A 17,285-nucleotide genomic window follows, 5' to 3' on the forward strand; every position below is an offset into this window, starting at 1 on the left:
GGCCGGGAAGAAGCAATATTATTTAATTTCGCCGATAAAATCAGACTTGCCCAGCTTCACGCCCAGATGACGCAGGATGTTATAGGCGGTGGTGACATGGAAATAGAAGTTCGGTGTGGCAAAGCTCATGACGTAGGTGTGAGCCGTGAAATGATGCTCCGCATTGCGGCCTTTAACGGTGATAGGGCGTGAATCATCGCCGTCCAGCTGTTCTGGTTTAACGCTTTCAATAAAGCCGATGGTTTTTGCGATACGCGCCTGCAACTCAGCAAACGTGGTTTCAGTATCTTCCATTGCTGGCGGCGTCACACCTGCCAGACGCGCAACAGCACCTTTCGACATATCACTGACGATTTGAACCTGACGCAGCAGCGGATACATATCCTCCGCCAGACGGGTATTGAGCACGCTCTCTTCCGATGTTCCGCTCTCCTTAGCCCAGGCCGCGCCTTTCTCCAGCAAAGCTGAAAGATTATGTAAACCACGAACAAATTGCGCTGCTGTGCTGCCGTAAAGTGATGCTGACATGATGCTTCCTTAATGGGTTATTAGAACAATCTGCGCTGAGCTTAGCGCTTTACCTGCATAAGGACATGACGTTTTGTGTTGTTGCCGTAAGCGTTTGAGCGGGTTGTGATCGCGGGTACATTCCACCCGTTTTACAAACTCACCGTTCACTCTGGATCGCTTCTTGCATTCAATCCCTCCGCTAAAAACATCTGACAGAGGCTTACTGATGACCATCACCTTTATTGCTCACTCCACGCCCGAACCCGCTTTGTACGGCGCGATGGCCGCGATACTTGCTGAACTGCGTGCGTTACCGCTATGTCACCTGCCTGTTACTCATGATGCAAAACGTTTCGTCAATGCGCGCCAGCACGTCACCGCACAGGGGCATCAGTTGACCAGCGGGCTGGTGTGGCTCGAACGCCTGACAGGGCGCGATGCGGGCACTGAATCTGACCTTAACACCCTGATAAAACGCGCATTAAGAGAAGACATTGTGGTGCCGTCTGCGCGGCCGATGAGTGAGGAATTAGCCCGGGCCGCCGCAGAAAAGGGTATCCCCGTCGAGTCACTCCGGGTGGTGAAACAGCAGGATAAATTTCAGCTCGAAGACACCGTGAGCGGCAAAATTCGCAGCAACGGCTGGGGGCGCGACGCCTTCGGGCGCTGGGCACTTGGCTCGGTTTTACAGCCGGTGATGCGCGCAGGAAAGAAACTGCGCGTGGCGTTAGTGGGAGATTTTGCCGAGCACCGCGACAGCTATCCGGCGATGCTTGCTGCACTGGGAGATGCCGCCGATGCACTGGCATTGAGCATTGATGTCGTTTATATCACCCCAAACCTCATCGGCAGCCAGCTCGACTGCACGCTGTTTGACGTGGATGGCATTCTGTTGCCAGGCATGCTGAACAGTGCCGGGGAAAGCCCGCTGGCCGGACAGCTCGCCGTTGCCACCTGGGCGATGGAAAACCGCGTGCCGCTGCTGGGAATTAATCAGGGAATGCATATGATGGTGGCCGCGCTGGGCCAGCAGATACTGGGGCAGGAACGCGTGGTCATGCACGGCCCCTCTGCGCTGAATGCGCTGCAAACCAGCCTGCCGCTGGGCAATCCGCCGCAGCAGCGTCTGGGGAATCAGCCTGTATATTGTCAGCCCGACAGTCGCGCTGAACAGATGCTGGGCCATCAGGCTACCCTGCGCTATAACCAGCGCTGGAGCCTCAACCCGCTGTTGCTGGACGCACTGCATGGCGCCGGACTGCGTATCAGCGCCAGTGATGAAAAAGGTACCGGCGCTGAAGCCATAGAACTGCAAGACCATCCGTTCTATGTCGGTGTGCAGGGGCAGCCTGATTTACAGTCGCGGCGCGAACGCCCTAACCCGCTGCTGATGGCATTCCTGCAAGAGGTGCGCCAGTGCAACCGTCAGCGCGACGTCAGCCACGCCGCGTTGACTAAAAGCGTGCGGCTGAAGCCCCCCTATTTTTCGATGGGCTGAGGGATTAACAGAAACCCGTGACGGACGTCCAGGCCAGCGGCGTTGCGCGGGTACTTTCACGCTGAACCGTTGCTTCGATCAAACCATAAGGACGGTCGGCGGCGAAGAATACTTCGTTCGGATTATCCAGCCCGAACGCGCCCAGATCGACATTGAAATGGTGTTTGTTCGGCATAGAGAATTTAATTTCAGCGATATCAGGGCAGGCTTCCAGCACCGCTTTACCCATGGCATACATGGTCTGTTGCAGCGCCAGTGAGTGCAGGCTGGCGAAGGTTGCCAGCAGGATGCTTTTCACTTTTTCATACATGCCGTTGAAATCCTGCTTTTCACTCAGATAGCGCCAGTGCGCCGTAACTGACGTTGCCAGAATACGGTCGTGCGCGTCGGGCAGCGTGGTGTATTTGTCGCGCTGGAAACCGTGGAATTCGGACCCGGTAGATTTCAGCACCACCAGCCCGGTCAGCCCGGAAATCACCCAGATATTGTCGCCATCGACGGTGACGTTGGCGGTGCGCGTCTCCTGCCCGCTGCGCACAAACGCGTGATTGTGCGGTTGATTATTCACGCTGATTCGCTGCCACTGATACTGCTCAGCGGCCCAGTGCCCGCCCGATACCGCGTCAACGTTAGCGGTGAAATGATGCCCCAGACGCAGCAGAAAATCTTCCGGTGAGCCGACGCCGTCGCGCGCGAAGGCATAGACGGTGTTTTTTTGCGTATCGGTCGGTAGGCAGTTGGCGTTATCGCCATACAGATGCACATCGGCAAAATCCCCGCGCAGCTGTGACGTAATACTTAAATCTTCAATCTCATGACGTTCGCTGTCGCGGGTCACTTTGACTAAACGGCATTCCGCTTTGCCATATTGGTTGGCACCTAACACAATGTTGTCTGAATAAAGCAGATCGCCTGAAGTCATCATTCAGCTTCCTCTATACGTTGACCAGGAAAATGGCGTTATTAATAACGGCAAATGGTAATGAGACTGTCCGGCGGAAATAGTCACGTCGATAATGGCTAAGGGGTACAGCGTCTCTGTTTGAGAAGAAGCAAAATACGCGCCAATGTCGGCATAAAGTCGGTAATGCCCTGATTCAATGCCCTCTGGGGTTAATTTCCCCACGCGGCCATCGGCGTCAGTGACACTTTTATGGATGAAGAGTGAATCATGGCCGGTTATTTTCTCCAGCCAGACGGTGATGCCTACTGCCGGTTTTCCGAGCGAGGTATCGAGAATATGGGTGGTGACGTTGGTGCGCGCGGGATCAGTCATGAATGAAGCACTCCTTAAATCGCAATAAGGTGATCTGGCGCAGTTGCTCTGCGGTTTCGGCCTGCTCATCCTGCGGCGAATTGAGCAAACGCCGTTGCAGGTTTTCGAGGATTTCCTGCGCACTGCGCCCTTTCGCACGGATCAAAAACACCTGCCCGAAGCGCTGTTCATAGGCATGATTGCCCTGTTGCAGTGCATCGATAATCTGTTGTTGAGAGATATTGAGCGTCGCCTGTTCGCCTCGTGAAAGCTGTGCCTCTTTACTGGCACCAGAAGCGCATTCGCCAATGCGCGGGTGCGCCGCCAGCGCCTGATTAATATCTTGCGGCTGCCACGCCTGCGCGGCATGTTCAGCGACAAGAAGTGCCTGCTCAAGCGCAGCAAAGGGCCGCGCCGCGCAGACCGTCTCCGCCCACGCGGGAATATTCACCAGCGGGCGGAGCAGGCCAAAGGCTTCTAATTCGGATAACGTATTAAACTCCGCCAACGTCATATCCCCTCCCCGAAGCTCAGCACCGTATTGATATAAGCCTGAGTGGCGGCCGCCACATCGTCGGCCGTGACCGACTCCAGCGGGTGATGGCTGATGCCGTCCTTACAGCGCACAAACAGCATGCCCACTGGCCAGCATTCAGCAATGGCGATGGCGTCGTGTCCCGCACCGCTCGGTAAGAGCATCGGCGTACCTTGTAACTGCGTTACGCTGTGATTCAGGCGCTGCTGTAAACCTGGATCGCAGGCGGTGGCATTAATGCCATAAAACTGCTCGGCGTCGAAAGTCAGCCCGCGGCGGCGGGCGATCTCCTGCCCTTTTTCCAGCAGTTCGGCCAGCAACGTGTTGAGCAGGTCATCCTGTGGCCCGCGCACGTCGAGGGACAGATTCACCAGACCGGGAATGACGTTCACCGCGCCGGGCAGCGCTTGAATATGGCCGACGGTTGCCACTAAATCGGTGCCTCTGGCGGTCGTGATGCTTTCAATCGCCAGCGTCCATTCGGCGGCGGCGGTCAGGGCGTCCTGACGCTGGCCCATCGGCACGGTTCCGGCGTGTCCGGCCTGACCGGTGAAACGGCAGTTCAGTCGACGTGCGCCATTAATGGCCGTCACCACGCCGAGCGGTAAATCTGCGCTTTGCAGGCAGGGCCCCTGTTCGATATGGCATTCCAGATAGGCGCAGAAGGCATTGATCGCCCGTCGCGATTGCAAAATATTCCGCGGATCCAGCCCGATGTTTTGCATGGCGCTGGCGACGGAGATCCCCTGCGCGTCGGTGCGTTGCAGCCAGCCCTCCGGCCATGTGCCGGTCAGCCCGCGGCTGCCGAGCAGCGTGATACCAAAGCGGGTGCCTTCTTCGTCGGCAAAACCCACCACTTCGACCGCCATCGGCAAGCGGATACCGTTCTGATGCAGATGCGCCACCACTTCAATAGCGGTCAGCACGCCGAGCGGGCCGTCGTAGCGTCCCGCATTGCGCACGCTGTCGAGGTGCGAGCCGAGCAGCAGTGCAGGCGCGGAAGGATCGCGCCCTTCATAGCGCCCGCACACGTTGCCGACGCTGTCAGTCCAGCTGTGCATACCCGCTGAAGTCATCCATTCGCCCACCAGACGGTTGGCCTGCAGATGCTCCGGCGAAAGGTAAACCCGGGTCAACTGACCCGGTGTTTCACTGATTTCAGCCAGCGCGTCGCAGCGGGCCATCACCCGCTGTGCAGCGGTCAGCGTGGAAGCCTCAACCATTACTGGCCTCCCGTGTAGTGATCCCATGCAGCCTGAGAACCTGCGCCGTATTTCGAGGCAAAACCGAGGCGGTGCAATACCGCTTCCAGCGCCACCAGCGTCTGCATGACGCAATATTTGCGGGCGTTATACCCCATGGTACCGATGCGCCAGATTTTACCCGCCAGCGGACCAAAGGATGTGCCGATTTCAATCGAGAAATCGTTGAGCATCATCTGGCGTACCTGTTCGCCGTGAACGCCCTGCGGGATCACGACACCAAGCACGTTGTTCATCCGGTGATTGAGGTCGCCGAACACCTCCAGCCCCATCCCCTGAATACCGGCCAGCAGCGCGCCGCCGTGCAGCTTGTGGCGCGCAATACTGTTATCCAGTCCTTCTTCGAGAATAACGCGGGCGCATTCGCGGGCAGCAAACAGCATGCTGGTCGCTTCGGTGTGATGGTTCAGACGCTCCGGGCCCCAGTAGTCCATGATCATGCCGAGATCGAAATAGTTGGAGTAGATCATCTCTTCGTCGCCGTCGGCGTGCTCGGCCGTGCGGATCCCCTCTTCGACACATTTACGGCGGCGGATCTGCTCTTCAAAGCGTGGGCTGAGGGTGACCGGCGAACTGCCTGATGGGCCGCCGAGGCATTTTTGTAAACCGGCAGAGACGGCGTCTAATCCCCACGCATCGGTTTCCATCGGGTTACCGGCGAAAGAGGCCGTGGCGTCAGAGTAAAAAAGCACGCCGTGGCGGCGGCACATCTCGCCCAGCTGTTCCAGCGGCTGCAACATCGTCGTTGAGGTGTCGCCCTGCACGGTCAGCAGCCAGCGCGGTTTGACGGATTTGATGGCGTCTTCAATTTGCTGCGGCTCAAACACTTCGCCCCATGGCACTTCAATGGTGTGGACTTCAGCGCGGCAGCGGCGGGCGATTTCACACAGCAGATGACCGAAACGGCCAAACACCGGCACCAGCACTTTGTCGCCGGGACGAATGCCCGACAGCAGCACCGCTTCAATACCCGCGCGCGAGGTGCCGTCGATCAGGAAGGTCCACTGATTCTCGGTTTTGTACAGTGCGCGGTACAGCGCCATCACTTCATTCATATAGCCGGTCATGACCGGATCGTACTGGCCGATCAGCTGGCTGCTCATCGCCCGCAGCACGCGTGGGTCGGCGTTGATTGGCCCCGGCCCCATCAGCAGTCGGGTTGGCGGGTTGATTTGTCCAAGCGTTTTTATATCCAACATAGTTAGTCCTTTAATGTTTGTGAAAAATCAATATTGTCAGACTGAGGCATCTGCGAGCCCACGTACTGAAGCGATAAACTGTTTGAGTTCGGCGGTTTGCGGATGAGCAAACAGCGCCCGGCTTTCGCCCTGTTCCCACACGGTGCCCTGATGCATAAACACCACGCGGTCGCCCACTTCGCGGGCGAAATTCATTTCGTGGGTGACCAGCACCAGCGTCATGCCCTCTTTCGCCAGTTGCTCAAGCACTTTCAGCACCTCACCGACCAGCTCAGGGTCCAGCGCCGAGGTGATCTCGTCGCACAGCAGCACTTTCGGATTCATCGCCAGTGCGCGAGCAATGGCTACGCGTTGTTGCTGCCCGCCGGATAAATTGGCCGGGTAATAATCCATACGATCATCCAGACCGACTTTGGTCAGCATCTGCGCCGCCAGTTCACGGCATTCGGCGGCAGATTTCCCCAGCACGCGGCGCGGTGCCAGCATGACGTTTTCCAACGCCGTCATGTGCGGGAAGAGATTGAAATTCTGAAACACCATGCCCACCGAGCGGCTGATTTCACGCGCCTGTGAATCGCGGTGGGTGATGGTCATGCCGCCGAGCTTGATGCTGCCGTCCTGATACCCTTCCAGTCCGTTGATGCAGCGCAGCAGGGTGCTTTTACCCGAGCCACTGCGGCCAATGATAGAGATCACTTCCCCGCCGTCGATATCCAGATCCACCCCTTTCAGTACGTGGTTCTGACCGTAATATTTTTGAACCTGATTAATCGTGATCAACGGCATTATTTTGTCTCTCCACGCAAGGTTTTCTCGAGGTAATGGCTATACATCGAGAGCGGGTAACACATCAGGAAGTAGCCGAGTGCCACTAACCCGAACACTTTAAACGGCTCAAAGGTGACGTTATTGAGCATCGTTCCGGCTTTGGTCAGTTCGACGAAACCGATAATCGACGCCAGCGCCGTGCCTTTGATCACCTGCACGGAAAAGCCGACGGTCGGCGCAATGGCAATGCGCAGCGCCTGCGGGGCAATTACCCGCCATAACGTCTGACCAAAACTGAGGCCCAGACAGCGGCAGGCTTCCCACTGGCCTTTCGGCAGCGCGTCGATACTGCCGCTCCAGATATCCACCAGATAGGCGCTGGTATACAAAGTGAGCGCCAGCGCGGCAGCGGTCCAGGGGCTGACGTCGATGCCGAACAGCCCGAGGCCGAAGAAGGCCAGAAACAGCTGCATCAGCAGCGGCGTTCCCTGAAACAGTTCTGAATACAGACGCACAAAACGCGTCGGCCAGCGCCCTTTACCCAGGCGCATCAGCAGCAGCGGTAAGGTCACCAGCGTGCCGCCGATAAACGCAGTCAGCGAAAGTAAAATCGTCCATCGCGCCGCCAGCAGCAGGTTGCGCACAATGTCCCAGTCGGTAAAGGTCATCATCAGCTGTAGCTCCCAAAGAAACGGCGTCCGGCGAACAGCAGCAGCTGGCGCATCGCCACCGACAGCAGCAGATAGAACAGCGTGGTGACCAGATACACCTCGAAGCTCAGGAAGGTGCGCGATTGAATCAGGTTCGCGGCGAAGGTCAGCTCTTCATAAGAGACCTGCGACACCACCGAAGAACCCAGCATCACAATGATGCACTGACTGACCAGCGCCGGGTAAATACGTTTGAGCGACGGCGGCAGCACCACGCGCAAAAACGTCTGGCGGCGGGTCAGCCCCAGCACGCGCCCCGCTTCCCATTGGCCTTTGGGCGTCACCTGAATGCCGGCGCGGATAATTTCGGTGCTGTACGCGCCGAGGTTAATCAGCATCGCCAGCAGGGCTGCCTCACCGGCGGTCATTTTCAGGCCGATGGCGGGCAGACCAAATACGATGAAAAAAAGCTGCACGACAAAGGGCGTATTACGGATGGCTTCGACATAAATCCCCCACACCGTGCGCAACATTTTGTTATTACCGCAGCGGATGGCGGCACCGCAGATCCCAATCGCGACGCCGCCCACCGTTGCCATCACCGTCAGCTCAATAGTGGTCCATAAGCCGGCCAACAGCTCCGGCATGTAAGGCCACAGCGCGCTAAAGTTAAGCTGATAGGTCATGAAATTTCCTCATCAAACTGCGGATCACGCGCCAATGGAAGCGGGCAGCGGCGCCTTCATCCATTTTTCGGACAACGTGTTCAGCGTCTTGTCTTTCACGCCTTCGGCAATCAGTGCATTCACTTTCTCTTTCAGCGCCGGTTCGTCTTTACGCAAGCCCACAAAACACGGCGAATCTTTCAGCATCACTTTAGATTCAGGTGCTTTGGCCTGATTCATACGGGCAATCGCCGCAACCACTAAGTTGCCCGTTGCGATGTACTCCACTTGCCCGGACAGATAGGCCGACAGCGTGGTGTTATTGTCTTCATAGCGCTGAATTTTGGCGTCTTTCGGCGCCACATCGGTCAGCGCCAGATCTTCCACCGCGCCGCGGGTCACGCCGATGGTTTTGCCGGACAGTTCTTTCAGATCCACCAGTTTGTCGCCTTTCGCGCCAAATACACCCAGGAAGAACGGTGCGTAGGCGTTACTGAAATCGATCACTTTTTCACGCTCGGCGTTTTTACCGAGGCTGGAGATCACCAGATCCACTTTGTCGGTTTGCAGATAAGGCACGCGGTTGGCGCTGCTGACCGGCACCAGTTGCAACTTAAGTTTCATTTTGTCGGCCAGATAATGCGCCATATCGATGTCATAACCTTCCGGCTGTAGATCTTTACCGACCGACCCAAACGGCGGGAAATCCTGCGGAATGGCGACGCGTAACACACCGCGCTTCTGGATATCTTGCAGTTGATCGGCCATCGCGCCAGATGCCTGCAGAACCAACATTGCCGCACCTGCCCATGCTAAAAGCCGCTTGTTCATGTTCATAGATTATCTCCGGTGGTTGAATTTGTGAAACGATAGATTCTTTTAACAGGCATTCTGCAACTAATGTGCCAACGCTGTGCTATCAATGAAATGGGAGATAAGTCACGGTTTAGTGTGGTGAGAGAGGGTGCGGGAAAGATCCTCTGCATCGGAGAGAAGCAGAGAAAGTGCGTTTAGAGGGCGAGATGCGCACTGAAACTGGGCGAAGGCACCAAAACAGCGCGGCTCAGCGCTGTTCCAGTTCGTCCAGGTCGCTGTAGAGGTCAGTAATTTGATGAATGCGCTGGCGGCCGGAGACCAGCATTTCATGCAACAGTGCGTTGCTCAGCAAATTCGCCAGACTCATGGCCGCGGAGTAGGAGTCAAACGCCGACACGCTGTCGAGCACGGCGGCCAGATGCCAGCGTGCCAGTGGCAACAGCGCCTGCGCCTGCGGTTCGCAAATCAGCAGCACCGGGACGCTCAGTGTTTGCAACTGCGTAAGAATTGCCCGCGCGGCGCGCGGACGGCGGCGGAAAGCCACAAAAATCACCACGTCCTGCGGCGTCAGATCCACCAGTTCTTCCGCCAGCGTCTGGCCCGGCTGCGGCATCATCAGTACGCCGGGACGCACCTGCAATAGCTGCTGGCGAAGGTGCAGCGCCACCGGATAGCTGTTGCGAAAACCGAGCAGACGCACCTGTCGCGCCTGACTCAGCGCGGCGATCACGGCGCTGAACTGCTGCTCATCAATCTGGTTAATCCACTGGGTCAGGTTCGCCATCTCCTGCTTATAGTGGCGCGACAACAGCGTGTTGCCCTGCACCGCATCACGGCTGTCGGTCAGCGGCATTCCGCTCTGTCGCAGGGTGCGGACTTCATCGCGCATATCCCGGTAGCTCGGGTAACCCAGGCGTTTAAACAACCGGCTGACCGTGGCCTTAGACACGTGGCTCAGACGCGCCAGCTCTGCACTGTTGTAGCTCATCAGGTCATCAATATTGGCAAAGATAAAATCCGCCACCCGCTGCTCCTGCGGCGTCAGCGCCGGATAGTGGTCGCGCAGGCGTTCATCAATCTGTTTCATCTTCCGCTCTCTGTAACCAATGTTTCAGTTTGAGCGCAACATACCATGCGCTGCACTTATCATTACAAGATAAATTACTCACGAAAATCGCTATTCCTCACCAATCTGGAACACCTCTTGCTTGCTCTTATGACGAAGAGAGCCAAAAAGACGCACTCCCTGCGTGCGTCGGCCCACAAAAAAGGTGTCAGGCATGATCCACAGTAACAGTTCACCGCTCGGTATGGCGGTCACCCCTCATCATCTCGCCAGTCAGAGCGCGTTGGCCGTACTACGCGAAGGCGGCAATGCTATTGAAGCGATGGTGGCTGCGGCGGCGACCATTGCGGTGGTCTACCCGCATATGAACGGTCTGGGCGGCGACGGCTTCTGGCTGATTGTGCCACCGCAGGGCAATCCGGTCGCCATTGACGCCAGCGGCGCCGCCGGAACCCATGCCACGCTCGATTTTTACGCCGGTGAAAGCCACATCCCGCACCGTGGCCCAAGAGCCGCCCTGACCGTCGCCGGAACCGTGGGCGGCTGGCAGGAAGCGCTGAAGGTCTCCGCCGAATTTGGCGGCGAGCAAAAACCGCTGCCCCGCCTGCTGCGTGATGCGATCCGCTACGCCGCCGACGGCATTCCGGTCACCGCGTCACAAGAATCTGCCACCCGCGCCAAACAGCACGAACTGCAAGATATCCGCTCCTTCGCCGAGGTTTTTCTGCCGAACGGTGAGGTACCGCGCGCCGGTCAGCGTTTCACTCAGCCGCAGCTGGCCTCTACCCTTTCCATCCTGTGTGACGACGGTCTGGACAGCTTCTACCGCGGCGAACTGGCTGCCAGTATGGCCGCCGATATGCATAAGCTGGGGATGCCGCTGACGCTCGACGATCTGGCGACCTACCGCCCGCAGCGCCGCATTCCGCTGCGCCTGAAACACAGCAAAGGGGAAGTGTTCAACCTGACGCCGCCGACGCAGGGGCTGGTGTCGCTGGCGATCCTCGGCCTGACCGACCGTCTGCCGCTGGAGACTATGGACGAAGGCGCCACCATTCACAGCGTGGTCGAAGCCACTAAGCTGGCCTTCGGCCTGCGCGATCGCTTTATTACCGATCCGAAAATGATGGCACAGGACGCCCAGAGTCTGCTCGATCCGCACTATCTCGACGCCCTCGCCACCCGAATTAATCCGCACTGTGCCGCCGACTGGGGCAAGGGGAAAGGCCCCGGCGATACCGTCTGGATGGGCGTAATGGACAGCAGCGGACTGGCGGTCTCCTTCATTCAGAGCATCTATCACGAATTTGGCAGCGGCGTGGTACTGCCGGGCAGCGGCGTCCTGTGGCAGAACCGTGGCGCGTCATTCAGTCTCGACGCCGACCATCTGCTGGCACTGGCGCCGGGCAAACAACCATTCCACACGCTCAATCCGGCCGCCGCCCGTTTATACGATGGACGCACCATGGTTTACGGCTCGATGGGCGGCGACGGCCAGCCACAAACACAGGCGGCGGTGTTTATCCGCCACGTGGTGCAGGGCCAGCCCTTACAGCAGGCCATCAGCGGTCCGCGCTGGCTGCTCGGCCGCACCTGGGGCGAAAGCTCGGATTCACTGAAACTGGAAGGACGCTTCGGCCATGCCACGCTGGCCGGGCTGCGTCAGCGGGGGCATGACGTGGAGTTGCTACCTGATTTCAGCGAAGCCGTCGGCCACGCCGGTGCCATCGTGCGTCACACCAACGGGATGTTCGAAGGCGCATTTGATCCGCGCAGCAACGGCAGCGCCGCCGGTTTTTAATCAGCAAGGAGATACTATGAAAAACAGATCCGCCGTGACCGACTGGGCCGCCTATGTCAGCCAGATGGAATCCGTTCTGGCACTGGAACTCGACGACGCACGTCGCCAGGAAGTGCTGGTGCAGTTTAGCCGCATCGCGCAAATGGCAGAGCCGCTGATGGCGCTGCCGCTGGATCCGCGTCTGGAAGTTGCCGGGGTGTACAGAGCATGAAATCCTGCGAAGATTTGACGATCAGCCAGTTGCATCATGCACTGCAAAGCGGCGATGTGTCGGCCAGCGAAATCGCCAGCGCGACGCTGGATAACATCGAACAGAGCGACCCGACGCTGAACGCCTTCACCTGTGTCACCCGTGACAGGATGCTGTGCGAAGCGGCGAAAATCGACCGGCTGCGCGCCAGCGGAGCTCCATTACCGCCCCTCGCCGCCGTGCCTTATGCGGTCAAAAACCTGCTCGACGTGACTGGCGAAGTGACGCTGGCCGGCGCCAGCCTTAACAGCAGCAATCCGGTGGCGAAGCACGATGCCTGGGCGGTGTCGCGCCTGACCAGTCAGGGGGCGATGCTCTCCGGCATGCTCAATATGGACGCCTACGCTTACGGTTTCACCACCGAAAACAGCCATTACGGCGTGACCCATAACCCGCGCGATATCAGCCGTATTGCCGGAGGGTCTTCCGGTGGTTCCGCCGCTGCCGTGGCCGCCGGTCTGGTGCATTTCGCGCTCGGCAGCGACACCAACGGCTCGATCCGCGTGCCCGCATCGCTCTCAGGTATTCTGGGTCTGAAACCTACCTTCGGGCGGATTTCGCGCAGCGGCAGCCAGCCGTTCGTCGCCAGTCTGGATCACATCGGCCCGATGGCGCGCTGCGCGGCCGATCTCTCGCAAGTCTACGACGCCATGCAGGGCACGGATCCGCAGGACGCTTTTCAGGCCGATAAACCCACCACCGAAACCTTCAGCCGCCTGACTCACGGTCAGCAGGGATTACGCACGGCGGTGCTCGGTGGCTATTTTTCGACGTGGTGCGACAGCGATGCCAAAGCCGCCGTGCAACAGGTAGCAAAAGCGCTGGACGCGCAGGAAGAAGTTGAAATGCCACAGGCCGAACTGGCCCGCTCAGCGGCGTTTCTGATCACCGCCTCCGAGGGCGGAAACCAGTATTTACCGCTGTTACGCAGCATTCCACAGCAGTTTGAACCGTTGTCACGGGAACGCTTATTAGCCGGGGCGATGATCCCCGCCGCGTGGTATGTTCAGGCCCAGCGTTTCCGCCACCAGTTCCAGCAACAGGTTTTACCGCTGTTCGAGCATTGGGACATTCTCATTGCGCCATCCACGCCGTGTAGCGCCACGCTGATTGGTCAGGAAACGATAAGAATTAACGACACCGACCTGCCCACCCGCGCCAGCATGGGTATGCTGACGCAGCCGATCTCTTTCCTCGGCCTGCCGGTGGTGTCGGTGCCACTGATGACCGCCCGCGGTTTACCGATAGGCTTACAGCTGATCGCCCCGCCGTGGCGGGAAGACCTCTGCCTGCGCGCCGCCTGGGCGCTCGAGCAGCAGGGTTTGGTGAAGGTATTGGCCTCACCGGTTACAGCATAAATTAACCAGAGAACGCAGAATGAAAACTGACAATATCGACCGCCCGGCCATTCTGGCCGAAATGAACGCGGCGTTTTATCGTTATGAACAGGCGCTGATCAGCAATGACACCGACGTGCTCGACGAACTGTTCTGGCATGACCCGCGCACTGTACGCTATGGCGCAGGGGAAAATCTTTACGGCATCGACGCCATCCGGGCGTTTCGCGCCGCGCGTCCCCCGCAGGGGTTAGATCGCGATTTGATCAACACGACAATCACCACGTTTGGGGATGACATGGCCGTCGCCAGCACTGAGTTTCGGCGCGAGAATTCTGACAAAGTCGGGAGACAGCAGCAGACCTGGGTGAAGATGCCGAGTGGCTGGAAAATTGTAGCGGCACACGTCAGCCTGATGGTTTGACATCATCTTGGGCTGCCGCCCAAACCGGCCAATTTTTAAATTCCGATTCAAATTCAAGGTCGTGGGCTCCCCGCCCACACGGGCCCAAAGGGTTTTAAACGAAACCCTTTGGAATCCTGCGTTTTTTTGCTGCTGCAACACCGCAGCTACGCGGGTCACAATGGCCGTGTTTCAGATGCCAAAGTGATAGCCGCAAAATGTCGCCGCTTAGGCGGTGCCTTCGCTACGGGTTTCGAGCCTAAGGTCTCGAACCTCTTGCTCAGCGCCATTTTTGAATGCGGCCTTGGCTTTTTTAAAAGACAAAAATAGATCAGGTTTTGAATTTGAATTTGAATTTGAATTTGAATTTGAATTTGAAAAAACCTCGGCCGCGTTCAAAACGACGTCGAGTGAGCGGTGAGAAACAGTGAGAGGTTTTTATTCGAGCTGGTCCGAACCCGAAATGAGATAACCGCGGAGCGGCGGAGTTTGCGGCTGTAACAGCGGTGACTGAAACACGGCCATTGTGACCAGCGCAGCTGCTGTTTTTAAAAGAGCCGGAGATTCTTAAGAGGCGCGGCGATAGGCGCCTCTTAAGGCCGGTTTGGGTGGCAACCCAAGATCTTGACGTTGAATTTAAAAGCAGGTTAGGCGGCTCTCGCCCCTGGTCGGTGTGGGCCGACGCCCACGGCCTTGAATTTGAATTTCAAAGATGAAATCGAAAAATGAAATCGAAATTAAACACCGAAATGTTTAACCCAATGATCCGCAATTTCCTGCCGCTTGCAGATCCAAACCCTGTCGTGCGATTCGACATAATCGAGAAACCTTTGTAACGCACGAAAACGTCCCGGACGCCCCAATATCCGGCAGTGCATACCTATCGACATCATCTTCGGGCGGGTTTCGCCCTCTTCATACAGCACGTCGAACGTGTCTTTCAGATAGGTATAAAACTGTTCACCGGTGTTGAAGCCCTGCGGGGAAGCGAAACGCATATCGTTGGTTTCTAAGGTGTAAGGGATCACCAGATGCTGTTTGATTTCGCCACTGTCGAGTTTGACCGGCGTCCAGAACGGCAGGTCGTCGCCGTAGTAGTCGCTGTCGTACTGAAAACTGCCAGATTGTGCCACCAGTTGGCGGGTGTTCGGGCTGTCACGGCCGGTATACCAACCGAGCGGGGCTTTACCGAACAAGTCAGTGAGAATCGCGACCGCTTTTTGCATGTGCTCAGTTTCCTGCGCTTTACTCATGTCCTGATAGTGGATCCAGCGCCAGCCGTGGCTGACCACGTCGTAGTCGGCCGCTTTGATCGCACTGACGATTTCCGGGTTGCGCGCTAATGCCATGGCAACGCCGAAAATGGTCAGCGGCAAACCGCGCTTTTGGAACTCATTATGAATGCGCCAGAAACCGGCACGTGAACCGTATTCGTAGAGGGAATCCATCGACATATGGCGGTCAGGGAAACTCGCCGCGCCAATAATGTCAGACAAAAACTGCTCGGATCCGGCGTCACCGTGCAGGACATTATTCTCGCCGCCTTCTTCATAATTGAGCACAAACTGCACCGCGATACGCGCATTGCCCGGCCAGTTGGCGTGCGGAGGGCGTCCGGCGTAACCAATGAGATCACGCGGGTAGTTTTCGGTAAAGCGGTAGTCAATGTCAGACATACTGATCCCTCATGTTCAGATCCTTAAAACGGCCCGAAAGCGGCTTTTGCAGCGGAAAATCAAGATCGCCATGTTTACTGGTGGTCAGGCGCAGCGCGGCCAGAGATTCGATCATTTTGACCGCCGCACTGACGCCGTCGATCACCGGGATCCCCAGCTCCAGCGTCAATTCCTGTGCCAGATCCGCCATGCCACCGCAACCAAGGACAATCGCCCCGCTGCCGTCGGATTTTTTGGCGGCAATGCACTGCTCGCGAACTTTCTGCTGCGCCAGCCCGCTGCCGTCTTCCAGTGACAATACCGGCAGGTCGATGGCGTGCAGCGCGGCGCAGTGACGTTCGAAACCGTACTGATGAAGCAGGTGCCGGGCGATGGTCAGCGTGCGGGGTAAGGTCGTGACGATGGAAAAACGCGTCGCCAGCAGGGTCGCCATATGCATGGCGGCCTCAGCAATCCCAATCACCGGCGCGCACGCCAGTTCACGCGCGGCCAGCAGACCCGGATCGCCGAAGCAGGCAATAATATGCCCGTCAACACCCGCCTCGCGCCCGGCTTTTATCTGCTGTAAAACGCCGATAGCCGCAATAGCTTCATCAAAATGGCCCTCAATCGACGGCGCACCTTCTGCCGGACAGACCGCCAGAATGTCGGTACCCGGTGCAGCAACCTGACGGGCGGTGGCCGCCATCACTTCAGTCATCGCCAGGCTGGTATTCGGGTTGATCAGTTGTATACAAAGCGATCGCGAGGTTGTCGGCATCAGCCTGGCTCCTTATTGGTTTGCGCCGCGTGCCCGGCAAACAGGTGCATGAAGTCCGGCGTTTCGCCGTGGAGGGGTTCAAAGCGCAGGCTGGCAAGGATGTGGTCAAAATGGTGCGCCATGCTGTCAGCCAGCCCCTGAGCGTCACGTTTTTTCAGTAAAGCGATCAGGTCATCGTGGTCGGTGCAGCGACAGCCCTGTTGCCACGGCGCGCCCCAGGCGGCAATCGCCAGCGAGGAGCGCAAGGTGAGCTGCGATACGGCTTCGGTCAGCACTTTGTTGCCGGAGACGGCCTGTAACTGCACGTGAAAGGCGGCAGAAAGACGGATCGCCGCTGCGCCGTTTCGCTCTTCATGCGCGCGTTTCTCCTCTTCCACCAGCTTTTTCAGCGCCGCCAGATGCGGATCCTGACAGTGTGCGATCACCTGCGGCAGGTTGGCGCACTCCAGAATTTTTCGCGTGGAGAACACATCGCGGGACTCATCAGCATCCGGCGTGGTGACGTGCGCACCACGTTTGGGCAGCAGCGTCACCAGCTGCACCGCCGCAAGGCGCTGCAATACGCGGCGAATGCCAGTACGGCTGACAGAAAAAGCCTGCGCCAGCGCCTCTTCCGGCAATTTACTGCCCGGCAAAAGCTGATGCTCAACGATCGATTTCACCAGCGCGTTGTAGATATGGTCGTCCTTATCCTCGATAAAATAGGCCGTATTCAGCCCGTTCCAACTGGTCATTGCTGCCACTCCGGTTTTCAATGGTGAGCCGTTTGAATGATTAATCGTATACGTGAAAAGCAATTATTGTATACAAAAAATCAATTATGGCCTGGATCCT

The 17,285-nt window shown here is 57.7% G+C and carries 19 protein-coding genes; 5 read left to right on the forward strand and 14 right to left on the reverse strand.

Annotated elements, in window-relative coordinates:
* Window positions 1–18: 18 nt before the first annotated feature.
* On the reverse strand, window positions 19–528 hold the full coding sequence (locus ACZRKO_RS11970) for a DUF1993 domain-containing protein (protein WP_463737380.1): 510 nt from the start codon (window positions 526–528) through the stop codon (window positions 19–21).
* 208 nt (window positions 529–736) lie between these two features.
* Between ACZRKO_RS11970 and ACZRKO_RS11975 the strand changes: the two genes are divergently transcribed.
* Window positions 737–2,008, forward strand: a complete 1,272-nt coding sequence (locus tag ACZRKO_RS11975) for a glutamine amidotransferase-related protein (protein ID WP_463737381.1) — start codon at window positions 737–739, stop codon at window positions 2,006–2,008.
* Between the two features lie 4 nt (window positions 2,009–2,012).
* Here the strand turns inward: ACZRKO_RS11975 and pucL are convergent, their stop codons facing one another.
* The 10 genes from pucL to ACZRKO_RS12025 form a co-directional block, all read right to left on the reverse strand.
* Window positions 2,013–2,933, reverse strand: a complete 921-nt coding sequence (gene pucL, locus ACZRKO_RS11980; protein ID WP_463737382.1) for a factor-independent urate hydroxylase — start codon at window positions 2,931–2,933, stop codon at window positions 2,013–2,015.
* Window positions 2,934–3,284: a hydroxyisourate hydrolase gene (gene uraH, locus ACZRKO_RS11985; RefSeq protein WP_463737383.1), complete on the reverse strand. Its 351-nt coding sequence runs from the start codon at window positions 3,282–3,284 to the stop codon at window positions 2,934–2,936.
* Window positions 3,277–3,777: a 2-oxo-4-hydroxy-4-carboxy-5-ureidoimidazoline decarboxylase gene (gene uraD, locus ACZRKO_RS11990; RefSeq protein ID WP_463737384.1), complete on the reverse strand. Its 501-nt coding sequence runs from the start codon at window positions 3,775–3,777 to the stop codon at window positions 3,277–3,279. The genes uraH and uraD overlap by 8 nt, the downstream gene beginning before the upstream one ends.
* Window positions 3,774–5,021, reverse strand: coding sequence for an allantoate amidohydrolase (hpxK, locus tag ACZRKO_RS11995; RefSeq protein ID WP_463737385.1), 1,248 nt, complete (start codon window positions 5,019–5,021; stop codon window positions 3,774–3,776). Before hpxK ends, uraD begins: the two co-directional genes overlap by 4 nt.
* Window positions 5,021–6,259: a pyridoxal-phosphate-dependent aminotransferase family protein gene (locus ACZRKO_RS12000; protein ID WP_463737386.1), complete on the reverse strand. Its 1,239-nt coding sequence runs from the start codon at window positions 6,257–6,259 to the stop codon at window positions 5,021–5,023. Before ACZRKO_RS12000 ends, hpxK begins: the two co-directional genes overlap by 1 nt.
* A gap of 36 nt (window positions 6,260–6,295) precedes the next feature.
* Window positions 6,296–7,045, reverse strand: a complete 750-nt coding sequence (locus tag ACZRKO_RS12005; RefSeq protein WP_463737387.1) for an amino acid ABC transporter ATP-binding protein — start codon at window positions 7,043–7,045, stop codon at window positions 6,296–6,298.
* Window positions 7,045–7,695 carry an amino acid ABC transporter permease gene (locus ACZRKO_RS12010; protein WP_463737546.1) on the reverse strand — a complete coding sequence of 217 codons (651 nt, stop codon included), beginning with the start codon at window positions 7,693–7,695 and terminating at the stop codon, window positions 7,045–7,047. Before ACZRKO_RS12010 ends, ACZRKO_RS12005 begins: the two co-directional genes overlap by 1 nt.
* 2 nt (window positions 7,696–7,697) lie before the next feature.
* Window positions 7,698–8,363, reverse strand: a complete 666-nt coding sequence (locus tag ACZRKO_RS12015; protein WP_463737388.1) for an amino acid ABC transporter permease — start codon at window positions 8,361–8,363, stop codon at window positions 7,698–7,700.
* A gap of 24 nt (window positions 8,364–8,387) precedes the next feature.
* On the reverse strand, window positions 8,388–9,173 hold the full coding sequence (locus tag ACZRKO_RS12020) for a transporter substrate-binding domain-containing protein (RefSeq protein WP_463737547.1): 786 nt from the start codon (window positions 9,171–9,173) through the stop codon (window positions 8,388–8,390).
* A 232-nt stretch (window positions 9,174–9,405) separates the two neighbouring features.
* Window positions 9,406–10,245, reverse strand: a complete 840-nt coding sequence (locus ACZRKO_RS12025; RefSeq protein WP_463737389.1) for a MurR/RpiR family transcriptional regulator — start codon at window positions 10,243–10,245, stop codon at window positions 9,406–9,408.
* Between the two features lie 193 nt (window positions 10,246–10,438).
* Here ACZRKO_RS12025 and ACZRKO_RS12030 point away from each other — a divergent pair, with 193 nt between their 5' ends.
* From ACZRKO_RS12030 to hpxZ, 4 genes are read left to right on the forward strand one after another with little or no spacing between them, the layout of a single operon-like run.
* Window positions 10,439–12,025 carry a gamma-glutamyltransferase family protein gene (locus tag ACZRKO_RS12030; RefSeq protein ID WP_463737390.1) on the forward strand — a complete coding sequence of 529 codons (1,587 nt, stop codon included), beginning with the start codon at window positions 10,439–10,441 and terminating at the stop codon, window positions 12,023–12,025.
* Window positions 12,026–12,041: 16 nt separating this feature from the next.
* Window positions 12,042–12,236 (forward strand): oxalurate catabolism protein HpxX, encoded by a 195-nt coding sequence (gene hpxX, locus ACZRKO_RS12035; protein ID WP_463737391.1) that lies wholly within the window; start codon window positions 12,042–12,044, stop codon window positions 12,234–12,236.
* Entirely contained in the window at window positions 12,233–13,633 is a 1,401-nt protein-coding gene (locus ACZRKO_RS12040; RefSeq protein WP_463737392.1) for an AtzE family amidohydrolase, read from the forward strand. Before hpxX ends, ACZRKO_RS12040 begins: the two co-directional genes overlap by 4 nt.
* Before the next feature lie 19 nt (window positions 13,634–13,652).
* Window positions 13,653–14,036, forward strand: coding sequence for an oxalurate catabolism protein HpxZ (gene hpxZ / locus ACZRKO_RS12045; protein ID WP_463737393.1), 384 nt, complete (start codon window positions 13,653–13,655; stop codon window positions 14,034–14,036).
* Between the two features lie 716 nt (window positions 14,037–14,752).
* On the opposite strand, the gene puuE is transcribed toward hpxZ, so the two are convergent.
* From puuE to ACZRKO_RS12060, 3 genes are read right to left on the reverse strand one after another with little or no spacing between them, the layout of a single operon-like run.
* Window positions 14,753–15,691 (reverse strand): allantoinase PuuE, encoded by a 939-nt coding sequence (gene puuE, locus ACZRKO_RS12050; protein ID WP_463737394.1) that lies wholly within the window; start codon window positions 15,689–15,691, stop codon window positions 14,753–14,755.
* Window positions 15,684–16,451 carry an allantoin racemase gene (hpxA, locus tag ACZRKO_RS12055; protein WP_463737395.1) on the reverse strand — a complete coding sequence of 256 codons (768 nt, stop codon included), beginning with the start codon at window positions 16,449–16,451 and terminating at the stop codon, window positions 15,684–15,686. The genes puuE and hpxA overlap by 8 nt, the downstream gene beginning before the upstream one ends.
* Complete coding sequence (locus tag ACZRKO_RS12060) at window positions 16,451–17,185, reverse strand: GntR family transcriptional regulator (protein ID WP_463737396.1); 735 nt, start codon at window positions 17,183–17,185, stop codon at window positions 16,451–16,453. Before ACZRKO_RS12060 ends, hpxA begins: the two co-directional genes overlap by 1 nt.
* Between the last annotated feature and the right edge of the window lie 100 nt (window positions 17,186–17,285).

The organism is Ewingella sp. C233 (assembly GCF_055407225.1).